The 20,105-nt window shown below is 69.8% G+C and carries 13 protein-coding genes; 8 read left to right on the top strand and 5 right to left on the bottom strand.

Going from position 1 to position 20,105, the window contains the following annotated elements:
* Positions 1 to 140: 140 nt before the first annotated feature.
* Genes glgB through ACFXMF_RS06380 form a run of 4 tightly spaced genes read right to left on the bottom strand, consistent with a single transcriptional unit; the run spans position 141 to position 7,884 of the window.
* Positions 141 to 2,420, bottom strand: coding sequence for a 1,4-alpha-glucan branching protein GlgB (gene glgB, locus ACFXMF_RS06395; protein WP_379988695.1), 2,280 nt, complete (start codon positions 2,418 to 2,420; stop codon positions 141 to 143).
* A 48-nt stretch (positions 2,421 to 2,468) separates the two neighbouring features.
* Complete coding sequence (locus ACFXMF_RS06390) at positions 2,469 to 3,920, bottom strand: maltokinase (RefSeq protein ID WP_379988696.1); 1,452 nt, start codon at positions 3,918 to 3,920, stop codon at positions 2,469 to 2,471.
* Positions 3,917 to 5,611 (bottom strand): maltose alpha-D-glucosyltransferase, encoded by a 1,695-nt coding sequence (gene treS / locus ACFXMF_RS06385; RefSeq protein WP_360317247.1) that lies wholly within the window; start codon positions 5,609 to 5,611, stop codon positions 3,917 to 3,919. Before treS ends, ACFXMF_RS06390 begins: the two co-directional genes overlap by 4 nt.
* Positions 5,608 to 7,884: an alpha-1,4-glucan--maltose-1-phosphate maltosyltransferase gene (locus tag ACFXMF_RS06380; RefSeq protein WP_360317250.1), complete on the bottom strand. Its 2,277-nt coding sequence runs from the start codon at positions 7,882 to 7,884 to the stop codon at positions 5,608 to 5,610. Before ACFXMF_RS06380 ends, treS begins: the two co-directional genes overlap by 4 nt.
* Positions 7,885 to 8,303: 419 nt before the next feature.
* Here ACFXMF_RS06380 and glgP point away from each other — a divergent pair, with 419 nt between their 5' ends.
* Positions 8,304 to 10,916: an alpha-glucan family phosphorylase gene (gene glgP / locus ACFXMF_RS06375; protein ID WP_360317253.1), complete on the top strand. Its 2,613-nt coding sequence runs from the start codon at positions 8,304 to 8,306 to the stop codon at positions 10,914 to 10,916.
* A 368-nt stretch (positions 10,917 to 11,284) separates the two neighbouring features.
* Positions 11,285 to 12,484 (top strand): Ig-like domain-containing protein, encoded by a 1,200-nt coding sequence (locus ACFXMF_RS06370; RefSeq protein ID WP_360317256.1) that lies wholly within the window; start codon positions 11,285 to 11,287, stop codon positions 12,482 to 12,484.
* Positions 12,485 to 12,608: 124 nt separating this feature from the next.
* Here the strand turns inward: ACFXMF_RS06370 and ACFXMF_RS06365 are convergent, their stop codons facing one another.
* Complete coding sequence (locus ACFXMF_RS06365) at positions 12,609 to 14,918, bottom strand: MMPL family transporter (RefSeq protein ID WP_379988357.1); 2,310 nt, start codon at positions 14,916 to 14,918, stop codon at positions 12,609 to 12,611.
* 298 nt (positions 14,919 to 15,216) lie between these two features.
* On the opposite strand from ACFXMF_RS06365, the gene ACFXMF_RS06360 reads away from it, so the two are divergent.
* The 6 genes from ACFXMF_RS06360 to ACFXMF_RS06335 all read left to right on the top strand — a co-directional run bounded on the left by ACFXMF_RS06360 (position 15,217) and on the right by ACFXMF_RS06335 (position 20,079).
* Positions 15,217 to 16,431 (top strand): sensor histidine kinase, encoded by a 1,215-nt coding sequence (locus tag ACFXMF_RS06360; RefSeq protein WP_379988358.1) that lies wholly within the window; start codon positions 15,217 to 15,219, stop codon positions 16,429 to 16,431.
* A complete protein-coding gene (locus ACFXMF_RS06355; protein WP_360317262.1) occupies positions 16,388 to 17,068 on the top strand; it encodes a response regulator transcription factor in 681 nt (226 codons plus the stop codon). Before ACFXMF_RS06360 ends, ACFXMF_RS06355 begins: the two co-directional genes overlap by 44 nt.
* 246 nt (positions 17,069 to 17,314) lie before the next feature.
* Positions 17,315 to 17,731 (top strand): hypothetical protein, encoded by a 417-nt coding sequence (locus tag ACFXMF_RS06350; protein ID WP_379988359.1) that lies wholly within the window; start codon positions 17,315 to 17,317, stop codon positions 17,729 to 17,731.
* Positions 17,732 to 17,824: 93 nt separating this feature from the next.
* Positions 17,825 to 18,427: a hypothetical protein gene (locus tag ACFXMF_RS06345; RefSeq protein ID WP_379988360.1), complete on the top strand. Its 603-nt coding sequence runs from the start codon at positions 17,825 to 17,827 to the stop codon at positions 18,425 to 18,427.
* 185 nt (positions 18,428 to 18,612) lie between these two features.
* Positions 18,613 to 19,017, top strand: coding sequence for a type II toxin-antitoxin system death-on-curing family toxin (locus tag ACFXMF_RS06340; protein ID WP_360317271.1), 405 nt, complete (start codon positions 18,613 to 18,615; stop codon positions 19,015 to 19,017).
* Positions 19,018 to 19,071: 54 nt separating this feature from the next.
* A complete protein-coding gene (locus ACFXMF_RS06335) occupies positions 19,072 to 20,079 on the top strand; it encodes a hypothetical protein (RefSeq protein WP_360317273.1) in 1,008 nt (335 codons plus the stop codon).
* Positions 20,080 to 20,105: the final 26 nt, after the last annotated feature.

Below are 20,105 nucleotides of genomic sequence, written 5' to 3'. Positions count from 1 at the left end.
CACGGTCCCCGGCAGGTTCCGGACAGGACGTCTTCCGGGGGCATGAAGGCAAGACACTAATTCACGATTCGCCGGAGTGTCACGTTTCCGGGGGTCGACGTTCCGGATCGAACATCGACCCCCGGAAGGTACTTCACGTGTTATTCAGGGACAAACCAGACAGTGGCCAGTGGGGGCAGCGTCATCGTCGCGGAGGCCGGTCGACCCTGCCATTCCCCGTCGACGGCCAGGATCTCGCCTTGATTGCCCACGTTCGCGCCGCCGTAGCCGTCGGCATCGGTGTTGAGCACCTCACGCCAGCGACCCGCGTGCGGCAGACCCACCCGGAAGTCCTCCCGGACCACCGGGGAGAAATTGCACACGCAGAGCAACTGCTCACCGGCCGCACCGAGTCGGATGAAGGACAACACATTGGACGCCGCGTCCCCGCCGTCGATCCAGGAGAAGCCCTCCGGGCGGGTGTCCTGCGTCCACAGCGCGGACCTGCCCCGATACGTGGTGTTGAGGTCGCGGACCAGCCGCTGGATGCCCCGGTGCTCCTCGTGGTCCAGCAACCACCAGTCCAGGCCGCGTGCCTCCGACCACTCGGCGCCGTGGCCGAATTCCGAGCCCATGAACAACAACTGCTTGCCCGGATGGGCCCACATGAAGGCCAGGTAGGCGCGCACGTTCGCCATCTGCTGCCAGCGGTCGCCCGGCATCTTGTCCACCAGCGAGCGTTTGCCGTGCACCACCTCGTCGTGGCTGATCGGCAGGATGTAGTTCTCGCTCCACGCGTACATCAGCGAGAAGGTGATCTCGTTGTGGTGATGTTGCCGGTGGATCGGCTCCTTCTGGATGTACTCCAGCGAGTCGTGCATCCAGCCCATGTTCCACTTGAAGCCGAAGCCGAGCCCGCCGCCGTCGGTGGAGCGGGTCACCCCGTCCCACGCGGTGGACTCCTCGGCGATGGTGAGCACGCCCGGCACCCGCCGGTACAGCGTCGCGTTCATCTCCTGGAGGAAGGCCACCGCGTCCAGGTTCTCCCGGCCGCCGTGTTGGTTGGGCGCCCACTGGCCGTGTTCGCGCGAGTAGTCCAGGTAGAGCATCGAGGCGACCGCGTCCACCCGCAGCCCGTCGATGTGGAACTCCTCGCACCAGTAGACCGCGTTGGCGACCAGGAAGTTGCGCACCTCGTTGCGGCCGTAGTCGAAGACCAGCGTGCCCCAGTCGGGATGTTCGCCCCGACGCGGATCAGGGTGCTCGTACAGCGGCGTCCCGTCGAACCGGGCCAGCGCCCAGTCGTCCTTGGGGAAGTGCGCCGGCACCCAGTCCACCAGCACGCCGATGCCCGCGCGGTGCAGCGCGTCGACCAGGTGACGGAACTCGTCGGGACTGCCGAACCGCGACGTGGGCGCGTAGTACGAGGACACCTGGTAGCCCCAGGACGGCCCGTACGGGTGTTCGGCCACCGGCAGCAGTTCGACGTGCGTGAAGCCCATCTCGGTGACGTAGGCGGGCAACTGCTCGGCGAGTTGCAGGTAACTCAGGCCCGGCCGCCACGAGCCGAGATGGATCTCGTACACACTCATCGCCGAGGTGTGGTGGGTCACCTCGGCCCGCTTTTCCAACCACTCCTTGTCCGACCACGAGTAGGCCGAGGTGTGCACGACCGACGCGGTCGAGGGCGGCAGTTCGGTCGCGAAGGCCAGCGGGTCGGCCTTTTGCCGGGACACCCCGTCCCGACCGAGGATCTCGTACTTGTACTTGGTGCCGTCGCCGACGTCGGGGACGAACAACTCCCACACCCCGGACGAGCCGAGCGAACGCATCGGGTGCCCGATGCCGTCCCAGTAGTTGAAGTCGCCCACCACCCGCACGCCCTGCGCGTTCGGGGCCCAGACCGCGAACGAGGTGCCGGCGACGGGCCCGTTCGGGGTCTCGTACGAGCGCACGTGCGAGCCGAGCACCTCCCACAGCCGCTCGTGCCGGCCCTCGGAGATGAGGTGTATGTCGAACTCGCCCAGGGTGGGCAGGAACCGGTACGGGTCGTCCGTGTGCAGTTCGGTGCCCTCGTAACGGATCTCCAGCCGATAGTCGGGCACCTGATCACCCGGCACGACGCCGCTGAACAGGCCCTCCGCCTCGTGGGTCAGCTCGACCCGGCGCTCGCCGGTGACCACGAACACCTCGCGGGCCCACGGCCGCAGCACCCGCACCACCACGCCGTCGACGCCGGGCACGTTCGGGTGCGGGCCGAGCAGTGCGTGCGGATCGTGGTGAGCGCCGTCCACCAGGCGGCGCAACTCCTCGCCGGCGGTCGGCGGTACGACGGGGGTGCCGGTCGGGCGGATTCGGGGGCGCTTGTCCCGACTCCGGGTGGGGCGGCCGGTGACCCCGCCGCCCTCGGGTGACGCGCTGAAGTCCTGACGGGCCGTCACGGATGGGACCTCCTGAGACGTTGGTGCTGAACGGGAATCGACGGTTCGTCAGTGCGGCTGCGGCGCACGCTCGGCCAGGCGCCGGATCGCCGACATCGGAACCGGTAGCCACGAGGGTCGGTTGCCCGACTCGTACATGACCTCGTACACGGCCTTGTCGGTCTCGAAGGCCCGCAACAGCACGGGCTCGGAATGGGGGTCGAGCGAGCCCGCGTCGGCGTACCCCGCACAGAAGGCTTCCCGGTTGCGGGTGGCCCATTCCTCCGCACGGTGCACCAGGTGCGGCGCGGGCGCCCCGCGCCCCCAGAACCCGTTGCCACCGGCCAGCAGATGCCGGGCCGCGTAGTCGAACGAGCGCAACATCGCCGCGATGTCGCGCAGCGGCGAGTGCAGCGAGCGCCGTTCGCTCAACGGCCGGGCCGGTTCGCCCTCGAAGTCGAGCAACACCCACCGGGTGGCGGTGCGCATCACCTGGCCGAGGTGGAAGTCGCCGTGGATGCGCTGCAACGGGACCGGATGCCCGTCCCGGCCCAGCGTCTCCAGATCCCGGTACGCCTCGCGCAGCCGGTCGGTGAACGGCGCCAGCTCCGGCACCGCCTCGGCCGCCGCGTGCAACCGGCGCTCCATGTCCCGGGCGATCGCGGCCAGCTCCGCTTCGCCCGCCACCGCCGTGGGCAGCGAGCGGGCCAGGTCGGCGTGCACCTCGGCGGTGGCCGCGCCGAGCCGGAAGGACTCGCCGGCGAAGTCGCCACCGGTCTCGTGTGCGTGCGGACCGGCGCCGCGCACCTCCTGGCCGGCGTACAGGTCGCGTACCGAGGTCTTGGCCAGCTCCCATCCGTCGGTGCCGGTGCGCAGGTATTCCTGGAGCAGGCCGAGCGTGGTCGGCTCGGCGTCCGCGTCCGGGAACGGCATGTCGAACCACGCGATCGGCGCGGGGATCCGCCGCGAACCCGCGCCCGCCAGCGCGAGCGAGACCTCCAGGTCCGGGTTGACCCCGGGCACCACGCGGCGGAACAGCTTGAGGATCACGTCGTCGCCGAAGATGATCGACGTGTTCGACTGCTCGGCGCCGATCACCAGCCCGACATGCTCGGGGTCGGGGGCCTGCGCGCCGGGGCGGTGGAAGCCCAGTGGGCCTGCGGTGTCCGCCGCGACGAACCGTTCCGGCAACCACCGGGTCAGTTCCGCGTCGTGCACCGCGTCGTAGAGGCTGTTGCCGTTGGGCAGCCGGCCGATCACCGCGTGCGTGAGTCGGCCCGGTAGGGTCTCGCGGACCCCCAGCAGGAGTTGGTAGTGCTCGGGCGTGCCGCCGTGGTCGACCCGCAGCAACATGTGGTGCAGCGCGGGATCGCCGGAGACCACTTCGAGGCTGTGGACCACGCCGGCCCCACGAAGAGGCCGGCCCTTGCCGGCGAACCATCTCTGCTGCGGCAGCCAGTCGCGCAGCAGAGCGATCACGGCGGAGGCAGTCGGATCGTGGGGTCGGGTGGAATCCGTCACAGCGTCATTTCTCCACGGGTGAGGCGGAACCAATAGAAACCGTGCCCCGCGAGGGTGAGCAGATACGGCAGCTCACCGATCGCCGGGAACGTCACCCCCCCGAGCAGCTCGACCGGTTCGTACGTCTCGAACTGCCGCAGGTCCAACTCGGTGGGCTGGGCGAAGCGCGAGAAGTTGTGAACACACAGCACGATGTCGTCCTCGTATTCGCGAAGGAACGCCAGCACGCTGGGATTGGACGAGGTCAGCTCGTTGTACACACCGAGCCCGAAGGCCGGGTTCTGCTTGCGGACCTCGATCATCCGGCGGGTCCAGTGCAGCAGCGACGAGGCGTTGGACATCTGTGCCTCGACGTTGGTGACCTGGTAGCCGTAGACCGGGTCCATGATGTTCGGCAGGTACAGCCGACCCGGGTCGCACGTGGAGAAGCCCGCGTTGCGATCCGGGGTCCACTGCATCGGCGTGCGCACACCGTCCCGGTCGCCGAGCCAGATGTTGTCCCCCATGCCGATCTCGTCGCCGTAGTACAGGACGGGCGAGCCCGGCAGCGACAGCAGCAGCGCCGTGAACAGCTCGATCTGGTTGCGGTCGTTGTCCAGCAACGGCGCGAGCCGACGGCGGATGCCCACGTTGGCCCGCATGCGCGGGTCCTTCGCGTACTCCTTGTACATGTAGTCGCGTTCCTCGTCCGTGACCATTTCGAGGGTGAGCTCGTCGTGGTTGCGGAGGAAGATGCCCCATTGGCAGTTGTTCGGGATGGACGGCGTGCCGGCCAGGATCTCCGAGACCGGGTAGCGAGATTCGCGGCGCACCGCCATGAAGATGCGCGGCATCACCGGGAAGTGGAACGCCATGTGGCATTCGTCGCCGTCGCCGAAGTAGTCCACCACGTCCTCGGGCCACTGGTTGGCCTCGGCCAGGAGCACGGTGTCCGGATACTTGTCGTCGATCTCCTTGCGCACCCGCTTGAGGAACTCGTGGGTGGCGGGCAGGTTCTCGCAGTTGGTGCCCTCCTGCGCGAACAGGTACGGCACCGCGTCCAGCCGGAACCCGTCGATGCCCAGGTCCAGCCAGAACCGCAGCCCGGCGAGCATCTCCTCCTGTACCCGCGGGTTCTCGTAGTTGAGATCGGGCTGGTGGCCGAAGAAGCGGTGGAAGAAGTACTGCTTGCGCACCGGGTCGTAGGTCCAGTTGGACGACTCGGTGTCGACGAAGATGATCCGGGCGTCGCCGTACGCCTTGTCGTCGTCGGCCCACATGTAGTAGTCGCCGTAGGGCCCGTCCGGGTTGTTCCGCGACTCCTGGAACCACATGTGTTGATCGCTCGTATGGTTCATCACGAAGTCGATCACCACCCGCATGCCGCGCTTGTGCGCCGAGTCGACGAACTCGACGAAGTCGGCGAGGTCGCCGAACTCGGGCAGCACCGCCGTGTAGTCCGCCACGTCGTAGCCGCCGTCGCGCAGCGGCGAGGCGAAGAACGGCGGCAACCACAGGCAGTCGACGCCCAGCCACTGGAGGTAGTCCAGCTTCTGGGTCAGGCCCTTCAGGTCGCCCACCCCGTCCCCGTTGCTGTCCTGGAAGGACCGCACGAGAACCTCGTAGAAGACGGCTCGCTTGAACCACAGGGGATCGCGATCCCGCGACGGGGTGTCGTCGAAGGTGTCGCGGACGGGTTCGTTGACGATCACGGGCTGTTCCTCCGGACCGAGAAGAGATGCGCGGGCTCGTGCGCGGGATCCAGCCGCACGTAGTTGTGCCGACCCCAGCGATAACCGGCTCCGGTGAACTCGTCCTGCACCGCGAAGGTGTCCTGCCAGTCCAGCCCCAGGGCGGGCAGGTCCAGCGCGACGGTCGCCTCGTGCGTGTGGTGCGGATCCAGGTTCACCACGACCAGGACCAGGTCGTCGACGTCACCCACACGGGTGCGCTTGGAGTAGGCCATGACCGCATCGTCGTCCACATGATGGAAGGTCAGGTTTCGCAGATGTTGCAGACTCGGGTGGCGTCGGCGCATCCGGTTCAGCGTGGTCAGGTACGGCGCCAGCGAGCGGCCCTCGCGTTCGGCGCCGGCCCAGTCGCGCGGGCGCAACTGGTACTTCTCCGAGTCGTGGTACTCCTCGCTGCCGGCCTTGACCGCCAGGTCCTCGTACAGCTCGAAGCCCGCATAGACCCCCCACGACGGGGACAGCGTGGCGGCCAGCAGGGCCCGGATCCGAAACGCGGCCGGCCCGCCGTACTGAAGGTAGGCGTGCAGGATGTCGGGCGTGTTCACGAAGAAGTTCGGCCGCATGTAGGCGGACGCCTCGCCGGTGGTCAACTCGGTGAGGTACTCCTGAAGTTCGTCCTTGCCGTTGCGCCAGGTGAAGTACGTGTAGGACTGCTGGAAGCCGACCTTGGCCAGGGTGCGCATCATCGCCGGTCGGGTGAACGCCTCGGCCAGGAAGAGCACGTCCGGATCGCTCGCGTTGATCGTGGCGATCACCTGTTCCCAGAACGCCACCGGCTTGGTGTGCGGGTTGTCCACCCGGAAGATCCGCACGCCGTGCGCCATCCAGTGCCGCAACACCCGCAACGTCTCGGCGACCAGACCCTCGAAGTCGGTGTCGAAGTCGATCGGGTAGATGTCCTGGTACTTCTTGGGCGGGTTCTCCGCGTAGGCGATGGTGCCGTCGGCGCGGTGCCGGAACCACTCCGGGTGCTTGGCGACCCACGGGTGGTCGGGGGAGACCTGGAGCGCGAAGTCCAGCGCGACCTCCATCCGCAGTTCGCCCGCCCGGGCCACGAACGCGTCGAAGTCCTCGATCGTGCCCAGTTCGGGGTGGATCGCGTCGTGACCGCCCGCGGGCGAGCCGATCGCCCACGGCGAGCCGGGATCGTGCTCACCGGCTTCGAGCGTGTTGTTGGGCCCCTTGCGGAACGCGTCCCCGATCGGGTGAATCGGTGGCAGGTAGACCACGTCGAAGCCCATTGCGGCGATCTGCGGCAGGCGTTCCATCGCGGTCCGGAAGGTGCCGCTGCGCGGCGGGTGCTTGCCGGTCGGGTCCACCACCGCGCCCTCGGAGCGCGGGAAGAACTCGTACCACGCGCCGTACAGCGCGCGCTCGCGCTCGACACGCAGCGGATAGCGGGCCGACGTGGTGAGCAACTCGCGCAGCGGATGACTGCCCAACACCTCGTCCAGCGCGGCGGAACGGGCCGCGGCCAACCGCGCGGCGGGGCTGCGCGTGTCGTCTCGGACCGCGTCCACCGCGGCCAGCACGATCGCCCGCAGGCCGTCCTTCTTGGGCACGCCGGCGGCGGCCCGCTCCAGCAACTGCGCGCCCTCCTCCAGCATCAGCTCGACCTCCAGGCCGGCCGGGATCTTGATGCCGGCCGCATGCCGCCACGTGGCGATCGGGTCGCCCCACGCCTCGACCGCGTAGGACCACAGGCCCTCGGTGGTCGGCGTGACGCTCGCGTGCACCCGGTCGGTCCCGGGCGCGCCCGGGAGCATCGGGGTGAGCGGGCCCGGCCGCCCGCGCGGGTCGCGCAGGACGACGTTCGCGGCCACCGCGTCGTGCCCCTCGCGAAAGACCGTGGCGCCCACGTGGAATGTCTCCCCCGGGACCGCCCGGGCCGGTCGGGTGCCGCCGTCGACGGCCGGTTCGACGTCGAGGATCGGGATGCGCCCGATGCGCGGCGTCACCGGTTTGGCCGATCTCCCGGCCCGGGTCGCCGACTTGGTGCCGGCCGTGGTCGCGGTGGTGCGGTTCGCCTGCTCCGGCCGCACCGGGCCCGCCTCGGTCGTGGCCGGGCCGGCCGCCGGTGTGCGGGCGGCCGATGTGGCGGCCGGCGTGGTCGCGGGCCCGGCGGCCCGCGGCTTCCCGGCGGTCGTCTTCCGTGCCGCGGCCTTGCCGGCCGCGACCTGTCCCGCCCGGGGTGCGCGGGCGCCCCCGGGGTCCTTCTCAGCCGAACTGGTCATGCCGAACTCCTGTACCCACGGACGGGCATCCCGTGCGCATCGCGCGCGATACACCCGTACGGAAACCCACTCGATTCCCCGATTGCCGGACCCGGGAGTGGCGGAAAACCGACCCGGCGGCGACCGGTGGGATCGCTCGGGTCCACCTCTCACCGCTGCGCGGCGGCCATTGCTCGTGACGCGACCACCAGGCGGGGACCGGGTGGGGCCCGGCCCGCGACCGTGGACGGTGGATGTCTGGTGTGTCCGCGGTACGGCGGGACGGAAGGACCCGGCTGTTCAACGATCATCGAGTCGCTCGGGGCACGGTCCATATGGTGTAAAAACGCCCCCAGACCCATCCGCAAGATCTTGCCGGCTTTGCAAGCGCACTGCATCCACTGTCGCAAGTTCTGCCGCCTTCCGGCTAGGGTCGCAGCGTGAGAGCAATCCGCAGATTCACCGTGCGTACGGTTCTGCCCGCTCCGCTGGAGCCACTGGGTGAACTGGCGATGAACCTCCGCTGGTCCTGGCACGCGGAGACCCGCGACCTGTTCGAGTCGATCGATCCGGACACCTGGGCCTCGGTCGGCCGAGACCCCGTCCGCCTGCTCGGCACCGTGCCGAACGACAAACTCGGCGCCCTCGCCGACGACCGCCGCTTCCTCGCCCGACTGCGGGTGGCGGCCGAAGACCTGCACGAATACCTGACCGGACCTCGTTGGTACCAAACCCTGTCGGAGCCCGGTACAAGTGCGGATGCGCCGCCGGCGGCGATCGCGTACTTCTCGCCGGAGTACGGCATCACCGCGGCACTTCCGCAGTACAGCGGCGGTTTGGGCATCCTCGCGGGAGACCACCTCAAGGCCGCCAGCGACCTGGGTGTGCCGATCGTGGGTGTCGGCCTGATGTACCGCCACGGGTACTTCCGGCAGTCCCTCTCCCGGGACGGTTGGCAGCAGGAGCGCTATCCCCTGCTGGACCCCAACGAGTTGCCACTGACCCTCCTTCGGGGTGCCGACGGTGCACCCGCACGGGTGGTCATCGGACTCCCGACGGGTGAGTTGCACGCGCGGATCTGGAAGGCCCAGGTCGGTCGGGTGCCACTGCTCCTGTTGGACTCGGACATCGAGGAGAACGAGCCCGCCGAACGCGAGGTGACCGACCGGCTGTACGGCGGCACGAGCGAACATCGCTTGCATCAGGAGATGCTGCTGGGCATCGGCGGGGTGCGGGCTTTGCGGGCTTTTTGCGAGATCACCGGTCATCCGGCACCCGAGGTCTTCCACACCAACGAGGGCCACGCCGGCTTCCTGGGCATCGAGCGGATCCGCGAGTTCACCCAGGCCGAGGGGTCGGACTTCGACGCGGCCCTGGAAGCCGTCCGGGCGGGCACGGTGTTCACCACGCACACGCCCGTTCCGGCCGGCATCGACCGGTTCGGACGCGACCAGATCCAGCGACATTTCGGCGGCGACCTCGCTTGTCCGGGGGTTCCGGTGGATCGGGTCCTCGCGCTGGGCGCGGAGACCTACCCGGACGGCGATCCGGGCGTGTTCAACATGGCCGTGATGGGGCTGCGGCTCGCCCAACGGGCCAATGGCGTGAGCAAGTTGCACGGACGGGTCAGCCGGGGCATGTTCGACGGCCTGTGGCCGGGCTTCGACACCACCGAGGTACCGATTACCTCGATCACGAACGGCGTACACGCGCCCACGTGGGTGGATGCCGACGTGCTCGACCTGGCGGCCCGCGAAACCGGCGTCGAACTCACCGAGGATCCCTCGGCCTGGGCGGCGATCGACCGGTTGTCGCCGGGCTCGCTCTGGGAGCTGCGCCGGGCGCTGCGCGCGAAGCTGGTCACCGAGGCCCGCCTGCGGCTGCACGCGTCCTGGAAGCAACGTGGCGCGGGCGACGCGGAATTGGGCTGGATCGAGCAGGTGCTCGATCCGGACGTGCTGACCATCGGGTTCGCCCGGCGGGTGCCGTCGTACAAACGACTCACCCTGATGTTGCGGGATCCGGCCAGACTGCGCGGGATGTTGCTGCACCCCGAGCGGCCGGTGCAGATCGTGATCGCGGGCAAGGCGCACCCGGCCGACGAGGGTGGCAAACGGCTGATCCAGGAGCTGGTGCGGTTCGCCGACCGCGAGGACGTGCGGCACCGGATCGTGTTCCTGCCGGACTACGACATCGCGATGGCCCAGCACCTGTACCCCGGGTGCGACGTGTGGCTGAACAACCCGCTGCGTCCGCTGGAGGCGTGCGGCACCTCCGGGATGAAGGCCGCGCTGAACGGCTGCCTGAACCTGTCCATCCTGGACGGGTGGTGGGACGAGTGGTACGACGGCTCGAACGGGTGGGCGATCCCGACCGCCGACGGGATCACCGACGTCGACCGTCGGGACGACCTGGAGGCGGCGGCGCTGTACGACCTGATCGAGAACTCGGTCGCGGCCCGGTTCTACGATCGGGGGCCCGAGGGCCTGCCGACCCGATGGCTGGAAATGGTCCGCCACACGCTGTCCACGCTCGGCCCGAAGGTGCTCGCGGACAGGATGGTCAAGGACTACGTCGACGTGCTGTACGCGCCGGCGGCGTCCGCCGGCCGGGCGATCATCGGGTCGGCCGCGCGGGAGTTGGCCGAGTGGAAGGCACACGTGCGGCGGTCCTGGGCCGGCGTACGGGTCGATCACGTGGAGTCGGGCGGGATAGGGGACGCCCCCGAGGTCGGCAACACGCTGAACCTGCGGGTCTTCGTCTCGCTGGGCGAACTCGCGCCCGTCGACGTCGAGGTCCAGGTCGTGCACGGTCGGGTCGACGACTCGGACCGGATCGTGGAGGCGACGGTCGCGCCGCTGAAGGCGGGTCGGCGGGACGAGCACGGCCGCTGGTTCTACGAGGGCTCCCTGGCCCTGGATCGCACCGGCCCGTTCGGCTACACCGTCCGGGTGATGCCGACCCACGCGCTGCTCGCGAGCCCGGCCGAACTCGGCCTGATCGCGGCACCGCCGGAGAGCGAGGGCTTCCCGGAGGGCATGCCGCTGCGCTGACGCGGTGACCACGCCCTCGGGCCCCGCCGTCCTTCGGGACGACGGGGCCCGAGGCGCGTCACAGGGCCGTGGGCGCGGTGAGGCGGGGGCCGGGGCATCCGCGCGCCGAGTCCGCTCGTCGGGATCCGGCTCGCGGACGGTCGACTCGTGGACGGTCGATTCGCGGGTACGGTTTCGCACCGGGGAGGGTGATCCAGCTCATACCGCCGGCTCGTAACGGCGGGGGTGGGAAATATCGTCATCTCCTCTGGTAAAGCAGCGACTTAGGGAGATCGATGCCCAGCACGGCAGCAGGGGCGACATCCGGTTCGGGTGCACGGAGACCTCGCTCGCGACGACGGATACGCAGGGCCCTGCCGGCGCTCGCGGTGTGTGTCGCGCTTCTGGGCGCGGGGGCGTGCGGCGGCGGGGACGCGAAGAAGGACAAGAAGGACGACAAGGTCGAGTCGGTCGCCCAGACCAAGGCGCCCACCGGTGACGGCGCGCCGAAGACCTCTCAGGCCGTGGTGACCATCGTCCCCAAGGACGGCGCGACCGCGGTGGCCACCGACGGCGTGCTGAAGGTGAGTGCCAGTGCCGGGAAGCTGACCGCCGTCACCGTGACCGGCTCCGAGGGCGGCAAGCCGGTCGAGGGCGTCATCTCGCCGGACGGGAGCAGTTGGGCGCCTTCGGCGGCGCTGCAGACCGGCACCAAGTACGCGGTGTCCGCGACCGCGACCGACGCCGCCGGGCTGGTCTCCGCGCTGCAGTCCTCGTTCACCACGTTGACCCCGGAGAACACCAACTACGGCGTGTTCAACATCGACGCGAACGAGACGTACGGCGTCGGCATGATCGTCTCGCTGGAGTTCACCAAGCCGGTCAAGGACAAGGCGGTGGTGAACCGGTCCGTCACCGTCACCGCGGAGCCCGCGGTCGAGGTCAAGGGGCACTGGTTCGGCAACCAGCGGCTGGACTTCCGCCCGGAGCAGTACTGGAAGCCCGGCACGAAGGTGACCCTGCACCTGGACCTGGACGGCAAGCAGACCTCGCCGGGCGTCTACGGCAAGCAGAAGAAGGAGGTCTCCTTCACCGTCGGCCGGGCGCAGACCAGCGTCGCCGACAACAGCGCGCACACGCTGACCGTCACCCGGGACGGCGCGCTGCTCAAGAAGCTGCCGGCCAGCCTGGGCGACCCGGAGAACACCACGTACAACGGCAAGATGACCATCATGTCCAAGGAAGCCACCGTGCACATGGACTCCCAGACGGTGGGCCTGGGCAAGGGCGTGTACGACATCAAGGACGTGCCGCACGGCATGCGGCTGAGCGTCAGCGGCACCTACGTGCACGGCAACTACTGGCGTGACCCGCCACCGTTCGGCAAGGAGAACACCAGCCACGGCTGCGTGAGCCTGCAGGACGTCAAGGGCGGCGGCGACCCGAACATGGCCGCCGCGTGGTTCTACAAGGAATCCCTGATCGGCGACGTGGTCGAGGTGGTCAACTCGCCCGACAAGGTGATCGCCGCCGACAACGGCTGGAGCGGTTGGTCGATGGACTGGGCGGGCTGGACGGCGGCGAGCTGATCGGCTCGATCGTTCCTTCGCCCCGCATCGCGGGACGTGTACGCCCGAAGGGGGCGGTGCCGGGTCACCGGCGCCGCCCCCTTCGGGTCGGGTGTCGCGTTGCGGGGGCGAGCCCGCGGCTCGGTCAGCCGTGCGGCTGGTCCGGGCGGTAGTGCTGCGGGTACGGCTGCCCGGGGTAGGGCTGCTGTCCCGGGTACGGCTGCTGCCCGGGGTAGGGCTGCTGCGCCTGGTAGTTCTGCTGTCCCTGGTACGGCGTGGGCCCGTAGCCGCCGGCCATCTGCGGCTCGGTCACCAGCGTGCGGTCCTGGTGGTCGTACGCCTCGGGCGTGCCCGTCCCGCCGCCGTGCCCTTTGGTCTTGCCGCCTCGGCGCGGCCACCACAGGCCCCGGCCCAGGATCGCGGCGATCGAGGGCACCAGGACGACGGAGAGCAACATCGAGGAGAGCAGGATGCCCACCGCGGTGGCGAAGCCGATCTCGGCGGTCGCGGGGCTGGCCGCCAGGCTGGCGAACGAGCCGGCCAGGACGAGTCCGGCCGTGGCGATCGCGGGCGCGGTGTGCTCGACCGCCTTGGCCACCGCCTTGCGGGCCGGGATGGGCTTGTCCATCTCCTCACGGAGCCGGTCGCTCATCAGGATGTTGTAGTCGGTGCCCAGCGCGACCACGAACAGGAACAACACCAGCGGCAGGGTGAAGGAGACACCGGGCCGGCCGACCATGTGCTGGAAGACCAGCGTGCCGGCGCCCAGGGTGGCCACGAAGCCCAATCCGACCGCGAGCATCAGCACGAGCGGCGCCAGCAGCGAGCGCAGCAACAGGAACAGGATCAGCGCGATCAGGATCGCAGCCACCGGGAAGACCAGCTTGAGGTCCTTGTTCACCGAGGCCGACACGTCGGCGAAGATCGCCGCCGTTCCGGTGATGTGCGCCTCGGCGCCGGTCGGGGTGTTCTTCGCGATGGTGCCCCGGACCGGGCCGGTGATCAGGTCACGCGCCTTCTGCGAGTCGGCCTTCGCGGCCAGGAACACATCGATCCGAGCGGCCGAACCGTCCGGGTTGAGGATCGGCTTGGCGACCTGGCCGACACCCTCGACCTTGCCCAGCGCACCGGTCAGCCCGGTCAGCGAGCGGGCGTCGAGCTTGCCGCCGGCCTTGGTCTGCACGTAGACGGTGTGCGGGTCGGACACGCCCGCCGGGAGCGAGCGGGAGATCTCGTCGGCGGTCCTGGTCGCGTTGGTGGTGGGCTGCCCCTCCTGGTCGTAGCTCATCTTGACGCCGACCACACCGGCGCCGAGCGCGCCCAGCAGGACCAGGCTGCCGACCAGGCAGCGCACCGGACGGGCGCTGACCTGCTCACCCAGTCGGGCGGCGAAGCCCGCCGGGCGCTCCTTCTTCCAGGCCCGGGCCGGCCAGAACATCCCACGACCGGTGACCGCGAGCAGCGCGGGCATCAGGGTCAGGCTGCCGAGCAGGGCCACCAGCACCGAGACCGCGATGGCCGGGCCGAGCACCTTGAACTGACCGAAGCTGGCGATGCCCAGGGTGGCGAACGCCGCCACGATGGTCAGCGCCGCGCAGGTGATCGCGTTGCCCACCTTGCCGGCGGTGATCCTGGCGGCCTCGCGCTTGTCCTGATCGGGGTTGGCGCGCAGTTGCTCGCGGAAGCGGAACATCAGGAACAGGAAGTAGTCGATGCCGATACCCAGGAGCACCACGGTGATCAGCGACGGCACGGACGGGTCCAGCTTGATGTCCAACAGCTTCGCGCTGCCGGCCACCGCGCCGGTGGCCACACCGCCGATCATCGTCACCGCGAGCAGCGGCAACAGAGCGGCCAGGACACTGCGGAAAACCACCACGTTCAGCAGGATGATCAGACCCATCGTCAACATGCCGACGAGGGCCTCGGTGTCCTCCGTCTCGTCCATGTTGTCGATCGTGGTCGCGAGACCACCGGTGAATCCGATCCGGAATCCGGCGGCCTCGTAATCGGTCTTCGCCAGATCACGGGCATCCCGATAGACGTCCTGGAGACCGACGTCGTTCATATTGCCGCTCAAGGACATCGAGACGAGCTGGAACGTCCCGTCCGGAGCCACCACCCCGGGGGTGTAGCGCGGGGTCTGCGAGAAGTCCTTGGCGAACTGCTCCGGCTCCGCCTCGATCTTCTTCCCGGCCAGCGCCGCCGCGGTGTCGGCGACCTTCTTCTGGTCCGCCGGGCCGATCTTGGCGCCGTCCGCACGGGCCACCAGCACGGTCACCATATTCGGGTCCGGCTTTTCGTCGAACTTCTTCTCGGCGATCTGGAGAGCCGCTGCCGAGTCGTATTTCTTCGGCAGGAAGTCGCCGGTCGAAGAATCGGTGACGCTGTTCATCAATGGTTGCCCGACGGCGGTCAGGGCGAGACCGAATACCGCCCAGACGATAATGGTCATCCATCGATGACGAGTGGCGAACGCGGTTGTTCTACGGATCATTTTCCTTCTCCGCCGGCGGGTCGAAACGCGGGAGCTCGATACGGGAACTCCGGATTGACTCAAGGTCATCACGCGCACCCCCCTGCGGACATCGACCGCGGGAACGGCTGTGGACCGGGACCTCGGTCCGGGAGTACCGCGCAACCAGGACTGGGGTCCGGGGCCGGGGATCGTCTTCGATGAGGTTCAGGAAAGGGGGCGCAGAGGATGGAATGGGTCGATACGAACCATGCGGAACCACGAAGGAGGTCTGCGGATGGGCGTCGACCATCGCGGTGCGGCGGACGGGCGCCGGGTCTTCCCGCGGCGGCGCGACGACCTGCTGATCGCGCTCGGCTGCGCCGCGGCCGACGTCGCCTCGTTCCTGGCGGCCGATCACGACCGCGGGCCGCGGGCGATCGTGCTCGCGCTGCTGCTGCTCGTGGCGGGCGGCGCGGCGACGATCGGGCGCCGCCGGTATCCGGTGCAGGTGCTGCTCGCGGTGGCCGCGTCGTACCTGGCGCTGGTCGTCACGGTCCCGCCGACCACGTACAACTTCGGCCTGTCGATCACGGTCGGGCTGTACTCGGTGGCCCGCTACCGACCCCCGCGGGTGGTCGCCGTCGCCGGTGCGGCGACGTGGGCGAGTCAGGTGGCGGGCAGCGTTCGGATCGGCTGGTCGCTGCCGACGGCGATGCTCACCTATCTGCTCGCGATCTGTGTCGCGAGCGCGGCCGGTATCGGCGTGCGCCGGTGGCGGGACCAGGTGGAGCAGAACCGACAACTGTTGGCGGACCGGGCGGTGACCGAGGAGCGCCGGCGGATCGCCCGCGAACTGCACGACATCGTGGCGCACCACATCACCACGATGTATCTGCTCTCCGGCGGCGCGCGGGCCACCCTGGCCCACGATCCGCAGACCGCCCGGGGTGCGCTGGTCACGCTGGAGTCGTCCGGCCGCACGGCGCTGCACGAGATGCGCCAGTTGTTGTGCGTGCTGCGCGGCACGGACGTCGCCGAGGAGGCGCCCGCGGAGCCGCAGCCCGGCATCGAACAGATCGACCGGTTGATCACCGAGTCGCGCGCGGCCGGTCTGCCCGTCGAGTACGAGGAACTCGGCGAGCCGCGGGCGCTGCCGCCGGCCACCGCGCTCACGTTGTACCGGATCGTGCAGGAGGCGCTGACCAACGCGCGCAAACACGCGGGCGACGCGCGCGCCTTCGTGCGGCTGGAGTACGGATCGGACCGGGTCGTGGCGGAGATCTGCGACGACGGCGACGGCGGTGCGCCGACGATGCCCGGCGGCGGGTACGGTCTCCTGGGTATGCGCGAGCGCGTCGCCGTACATGGCGGCACGCTGGAGGCGGGCAGGCGACCCGGCGGCGGGTACCGCGTGGTCGCGCTCGTGCCGCTGCCGCCGATGGAACCAGGAGAGGACCGGAACCCAGATGAGCGTGGACGCATCCCCGATCACCGTGCTGCTCGCGGATGATCAACCGCTCGTACGTCGGGGGCTGGCCCTGATCCTGCGCTCCGACCCCGGCATCGAGGTGATCGGCGAGGTGGGCGACGGCGCCCAGGCGATCGAGGAGGCGCACCGGCTGCGCCCGAACGTGATCCTGATGGACATCCGGATGCCGGTGCTGGACGGCGTCAAGGCCACCGCGCGGCTGACCGAGGAACTGCCCGAGTGCCGGGTGCTCGCGCTGAGCACGTTCGACATGGACGAGTACGTGATCGGCGCGCTGCGTGCGGGCGCGATCGGCTTCCTGCCCAAGGACGTCTCGCCCGAGGACCTGATCGCGGCGGTCTACACCGTGCACCTGGGCGAGGCCGCGGTCGCGCCGAGGTTGTTGACCCGGCTGATCGAGTCCTTCGTCAAGGCCCCTTCGGCCCCGCAACCCTCGACGACCGCGTTGCGCGACCTGACCCCGCGCGAGGTGGAGGTGCTGCGGTCGATCGCGGCGGGCCTGGACAACGCCGAGATCGCCCAGGCGATGAGCATCGGCGTGCAGACCGTCAAGAACCACGCCACCGGCCTCTTCGCCAAACTCGGCGTCCGCGACCGGGCCCAGGCGGTCGTCTTCGCCTACGAATCGGGCCTGGTCCAGGCAGGCCGCACGCCGTAGCCCGGCCCATCGCCGGCCCGCCGACGACTCCCGGTCGCCCGCGTGCGCTTCGTCGGCGGAACCGGGTCGATCCCTACCGCGAGCCGTACCCGAACCGACGGGTCTCGGTGGGCCTTGCGGTTTCGGATGGGCCGAACAGGTGACGCAAGTGCATCAACTCGTGAGTGTGGCACCCACGGTCGGGTCCGACGGGTTGGGATGGAGTTCGCGGGGGTCCGCCACGACCCGATGAAGGTGTGCAGTGCCATGACCGACTCCGCCGGCTCGGCCGGCAATCCGTACGCTCCGCGCCTGGTCGCAGCCGGGCAGACCTTCGACGTGATCGAGATCGATGCGCGGTTGGGGCGGGAGGTGGTGAAGCACCTGCGGGCCGCGGGAGTTCGGGTCGGGCCGGTGATCCACGACCGGCGCTGCGCCAAGATGGGCTTCCTGGTCCCGGTCACCTCGCCTGCCCGCACGCGTCAGCGCGACCACCGCGGCCCCAGTCGGCACGGCCTGGGGGCGTGGGTCACCTTCCCGCCGCCGTGCGGTGAGACCGGGTCCCTGGTCTGGTTCGTCCCGCCCACCGAAAACGCGATTCCCACCCCGCTCGCCCCGCTCGACACCGCCATCATCCGCGCGGCGGCCACCCTGATCGAGCACGGCCGCGCCCCGAAGGAGTGAATCGGGCTCGGCGCGGATATCTCTCGTCAAGGGTGGGAGCGCGCCCATACGATGCGGCCCTGGACGCGCGGACGGGGGCGACGGATGGGCGTGGTGGGGCGCAAGGTAGGGGAGTTACGCGGCGAGGTGGTCGGGCAACTCCGGTGCCGGCGGCGGATTCGGCAGTGGATCGCGATCGGGTTCGTGCTCGGGCTGCTGATCGGCGCGGGGCTGGCCGCGGGCGCTGCGGCGCTGTACTGGCCGGAGAAGGACAAGCCGCTGAAGATGACCATGCGCGAGTGGGAGATACCGGTCAAGGCCCCGGACGTGCTCAGTGGGCCCGCGACGTTCACCGTGCAGGGCCTGACCTGCGGTATCGAGTGGATCACCGGCACTCACGCCGAGCACTTCGCCCAGGGCCGCCTGTGCCGGGTCAAGGTTTCCATCGCCAACCGCTCGCTGGCCACCGTGCAGATCGCCAACCTGGAGCAGCGCCTGGTCCTGCCGGACGGCAGCCGCCCGGGCATGGACCTGGAGTCGATGGAGATCAAGCGCCAACTCCGCGAGTTCACCCTCGGTGCCTCCGACACCCTGGTCGAAGACCTGTGGTTCGACATCCCCAAGGACGTCTTCCCCATCGCGATCCTGCTCCGCGCCAACCCCGACACCCCGCAGGGCCGTACCGAACTCCCGCAGCGGAAGTGGTCGAAGAAGTGAGGACCCCCGGCGCGTCCCCGGCACGCCCGGCGTGCGGAAAACGGCTTCGTGCGGCGGGTGGTGGGGTCGTAGGGTGCGCGCATGGGTGAGCAGGAGCAGCAGTCGCAGGCGGCCGCGCGGGTTCGCGACTTGGCTCGGCGGTTCGCCGAGCGGCATCCGGAGTTGTTGCGCCGGCTGAAGGAGGCGTGAGCGACGTGTATTTGCTGACTGCCGCCGATGCGATCGCCGTGGCCGAGGAGACGACCGGGAATCCCGGGATTCGTGACGTCGGGTTGATCGAGTCGGGGGTGGCCCGGCCCGGGGCGAGTGCGTTCGGGGTCGATGCCTATCCCGATCCGTGGGCCAAGGCCGCCGCGTTGTTGCACTCGATCGTGGCCAATCACCCGTTCCTGGACGGCAACAAGCGCACCGGGTTGGTGGCCGCCGCGGTGTTCCTCGAATACAACGGCGTCGAGGTCGGACTCCTCGACGAGGACGCGGTGTTCGACCTGATCATCGCCGTGGCGGATGGTTCGCTGAGCGAAATCCGGCCGATCGCGGACGCGTTGCGGGTCGCGCTCGGCGGCCGAGCCGACGACGACACCCCCTAGCATCGGGGCGAGTCGGCGCCTGTACGGGGGCGCGTCGTCGAGGAAGGCGTGCTTGTGACGCAGTCGTTCCATCCGCCCGGATCCGCCGGAGTCGAACGCAAGGCGATGTTCGCCTTCGGCTGGATTCCGCTGCCGAAGCGAGTCGCCGAGCGTTACTTCGTGCCGGACTATCGGCTGATCGGGCGGGACGTGACCCTGGAGCGGGTGCGCGCGATCCGGTCCTGGCTGGGTCTCGGCGTACTGGTCTGGATCGCGGTGACCTACGGTGGCGGCGAGGACGCCGCCCAGGGCTGGATGGCGAGTTTCGTCGCGTCCGTGTTCGTGGCGATCATCGCGTGCCCGATCGCGGTGGCGATCATCGTCGGGCTGACCCGCTCGGACGTGCGGGCCCAGACGCGCAAGAGCCTGATGTTGCCGCTGCGTTCGCTCGGCCTGTTCGTGGTCGTCTCGGTGGCCACGCTCGGCGGCCTGACCGCGCTGGCGTACGGCTCCCAACAGATCAACGCGGGTGCCGACGTGGGTTCGTTCTTCCTGACGGTGCTCGGCCTGGCCGTGTCCGTGTGGGTGTTGCGCTTCTGGTTCCTCGCGGTCCGGGCGATTCCGCAGCACCTGTTCCGCGCCGTGGACGGACACCCGTTGTTGCCCGCGGTGATCGCGCCCTGGCTCTCCTGGTGCGGCGCGCTGGTCGACCTCGGCGACGGCGGCGGCAAGGGCGCGTTGCCGACCGGGGTACGGCTGATCGGCACGCTCGGCGGCCCGGTCACCATCACCGTGATGTCGCTGTGGGAGATCCGCCGGGTGCGCAGCCGCTACGGCGTCACCTTCCGCGGCGGACCGCATCCGACCCGCCGGCCGGAGCCGGTCCCGCCGCCGATGCCGCTGTTCCCGAACCAGGCCGCCCCGTGGCAGCCGCAGCCCCCGCAGGGATTCTTCCCGCCCGGCTTGCCCGGCGCGCCGGCTCCGCCGTACCGGGCGCCCGATCCGCAACAACACCCGGCCTGGCAGCGGCCACCGTCCGGCCACCACCGGCCCCCGCCGCCCTGGGGCCCGCCGCGCGGCTGATGCAATCGCGCACCGCCGGGGGCACC

The organism is Embleya sp. NPDC059213, assembly GCF_042754445.1.
In the GTDB taxonomy this organism is placed as follows: domain Bacteria; phylum Actinomycetota; class Actinomycetes; order Streptomycetales; family Streptomycetaceae; genus Embleya.
Note: the sequence above shows the minus strand (reverse complement) of the source record. Positions and strands in the feature narration are given on the sequence as shown.

Coding starts and splice junctions, on each gene's coding strand:
- ACFXMF_RS06380 (WP_360317250.1), bottom strand. CDS start 7,884: ATGACCAGTTCGGCTGAGAAGGACCCCGGGGGCGCCCGCGCACCCCGG.
- ACFXMF_RS06365 (WP_379988357.1), bottom strand. CDS start 14,918: ATGACCATTATCGTCTGGGCGGTATTCGGTCTCGCCCTGACCGCCGTC.
- ACFXMF_RS06360 (WP_379988358.1), top strand. CDS start 15,217: ATGGGCGTCGACCATCGCGGTGCGGCGGACGGGCGCCGGGTCTTCCCG.
- ACFXMF_RS06355 (WP_360317262.1), top strand. CDS start 16,388: ATGAGCGTGGACGCATCCCCGATCACCGTGCTGCTCGCGGATGATCAA.
- ACFXMF_RS06350 (WP_379988359.1), top strand. CDS start 17,315: ATGACCGACTCCGCCGGCTCGGCCGGCAATCCGTACGCTCCGCGCCTG.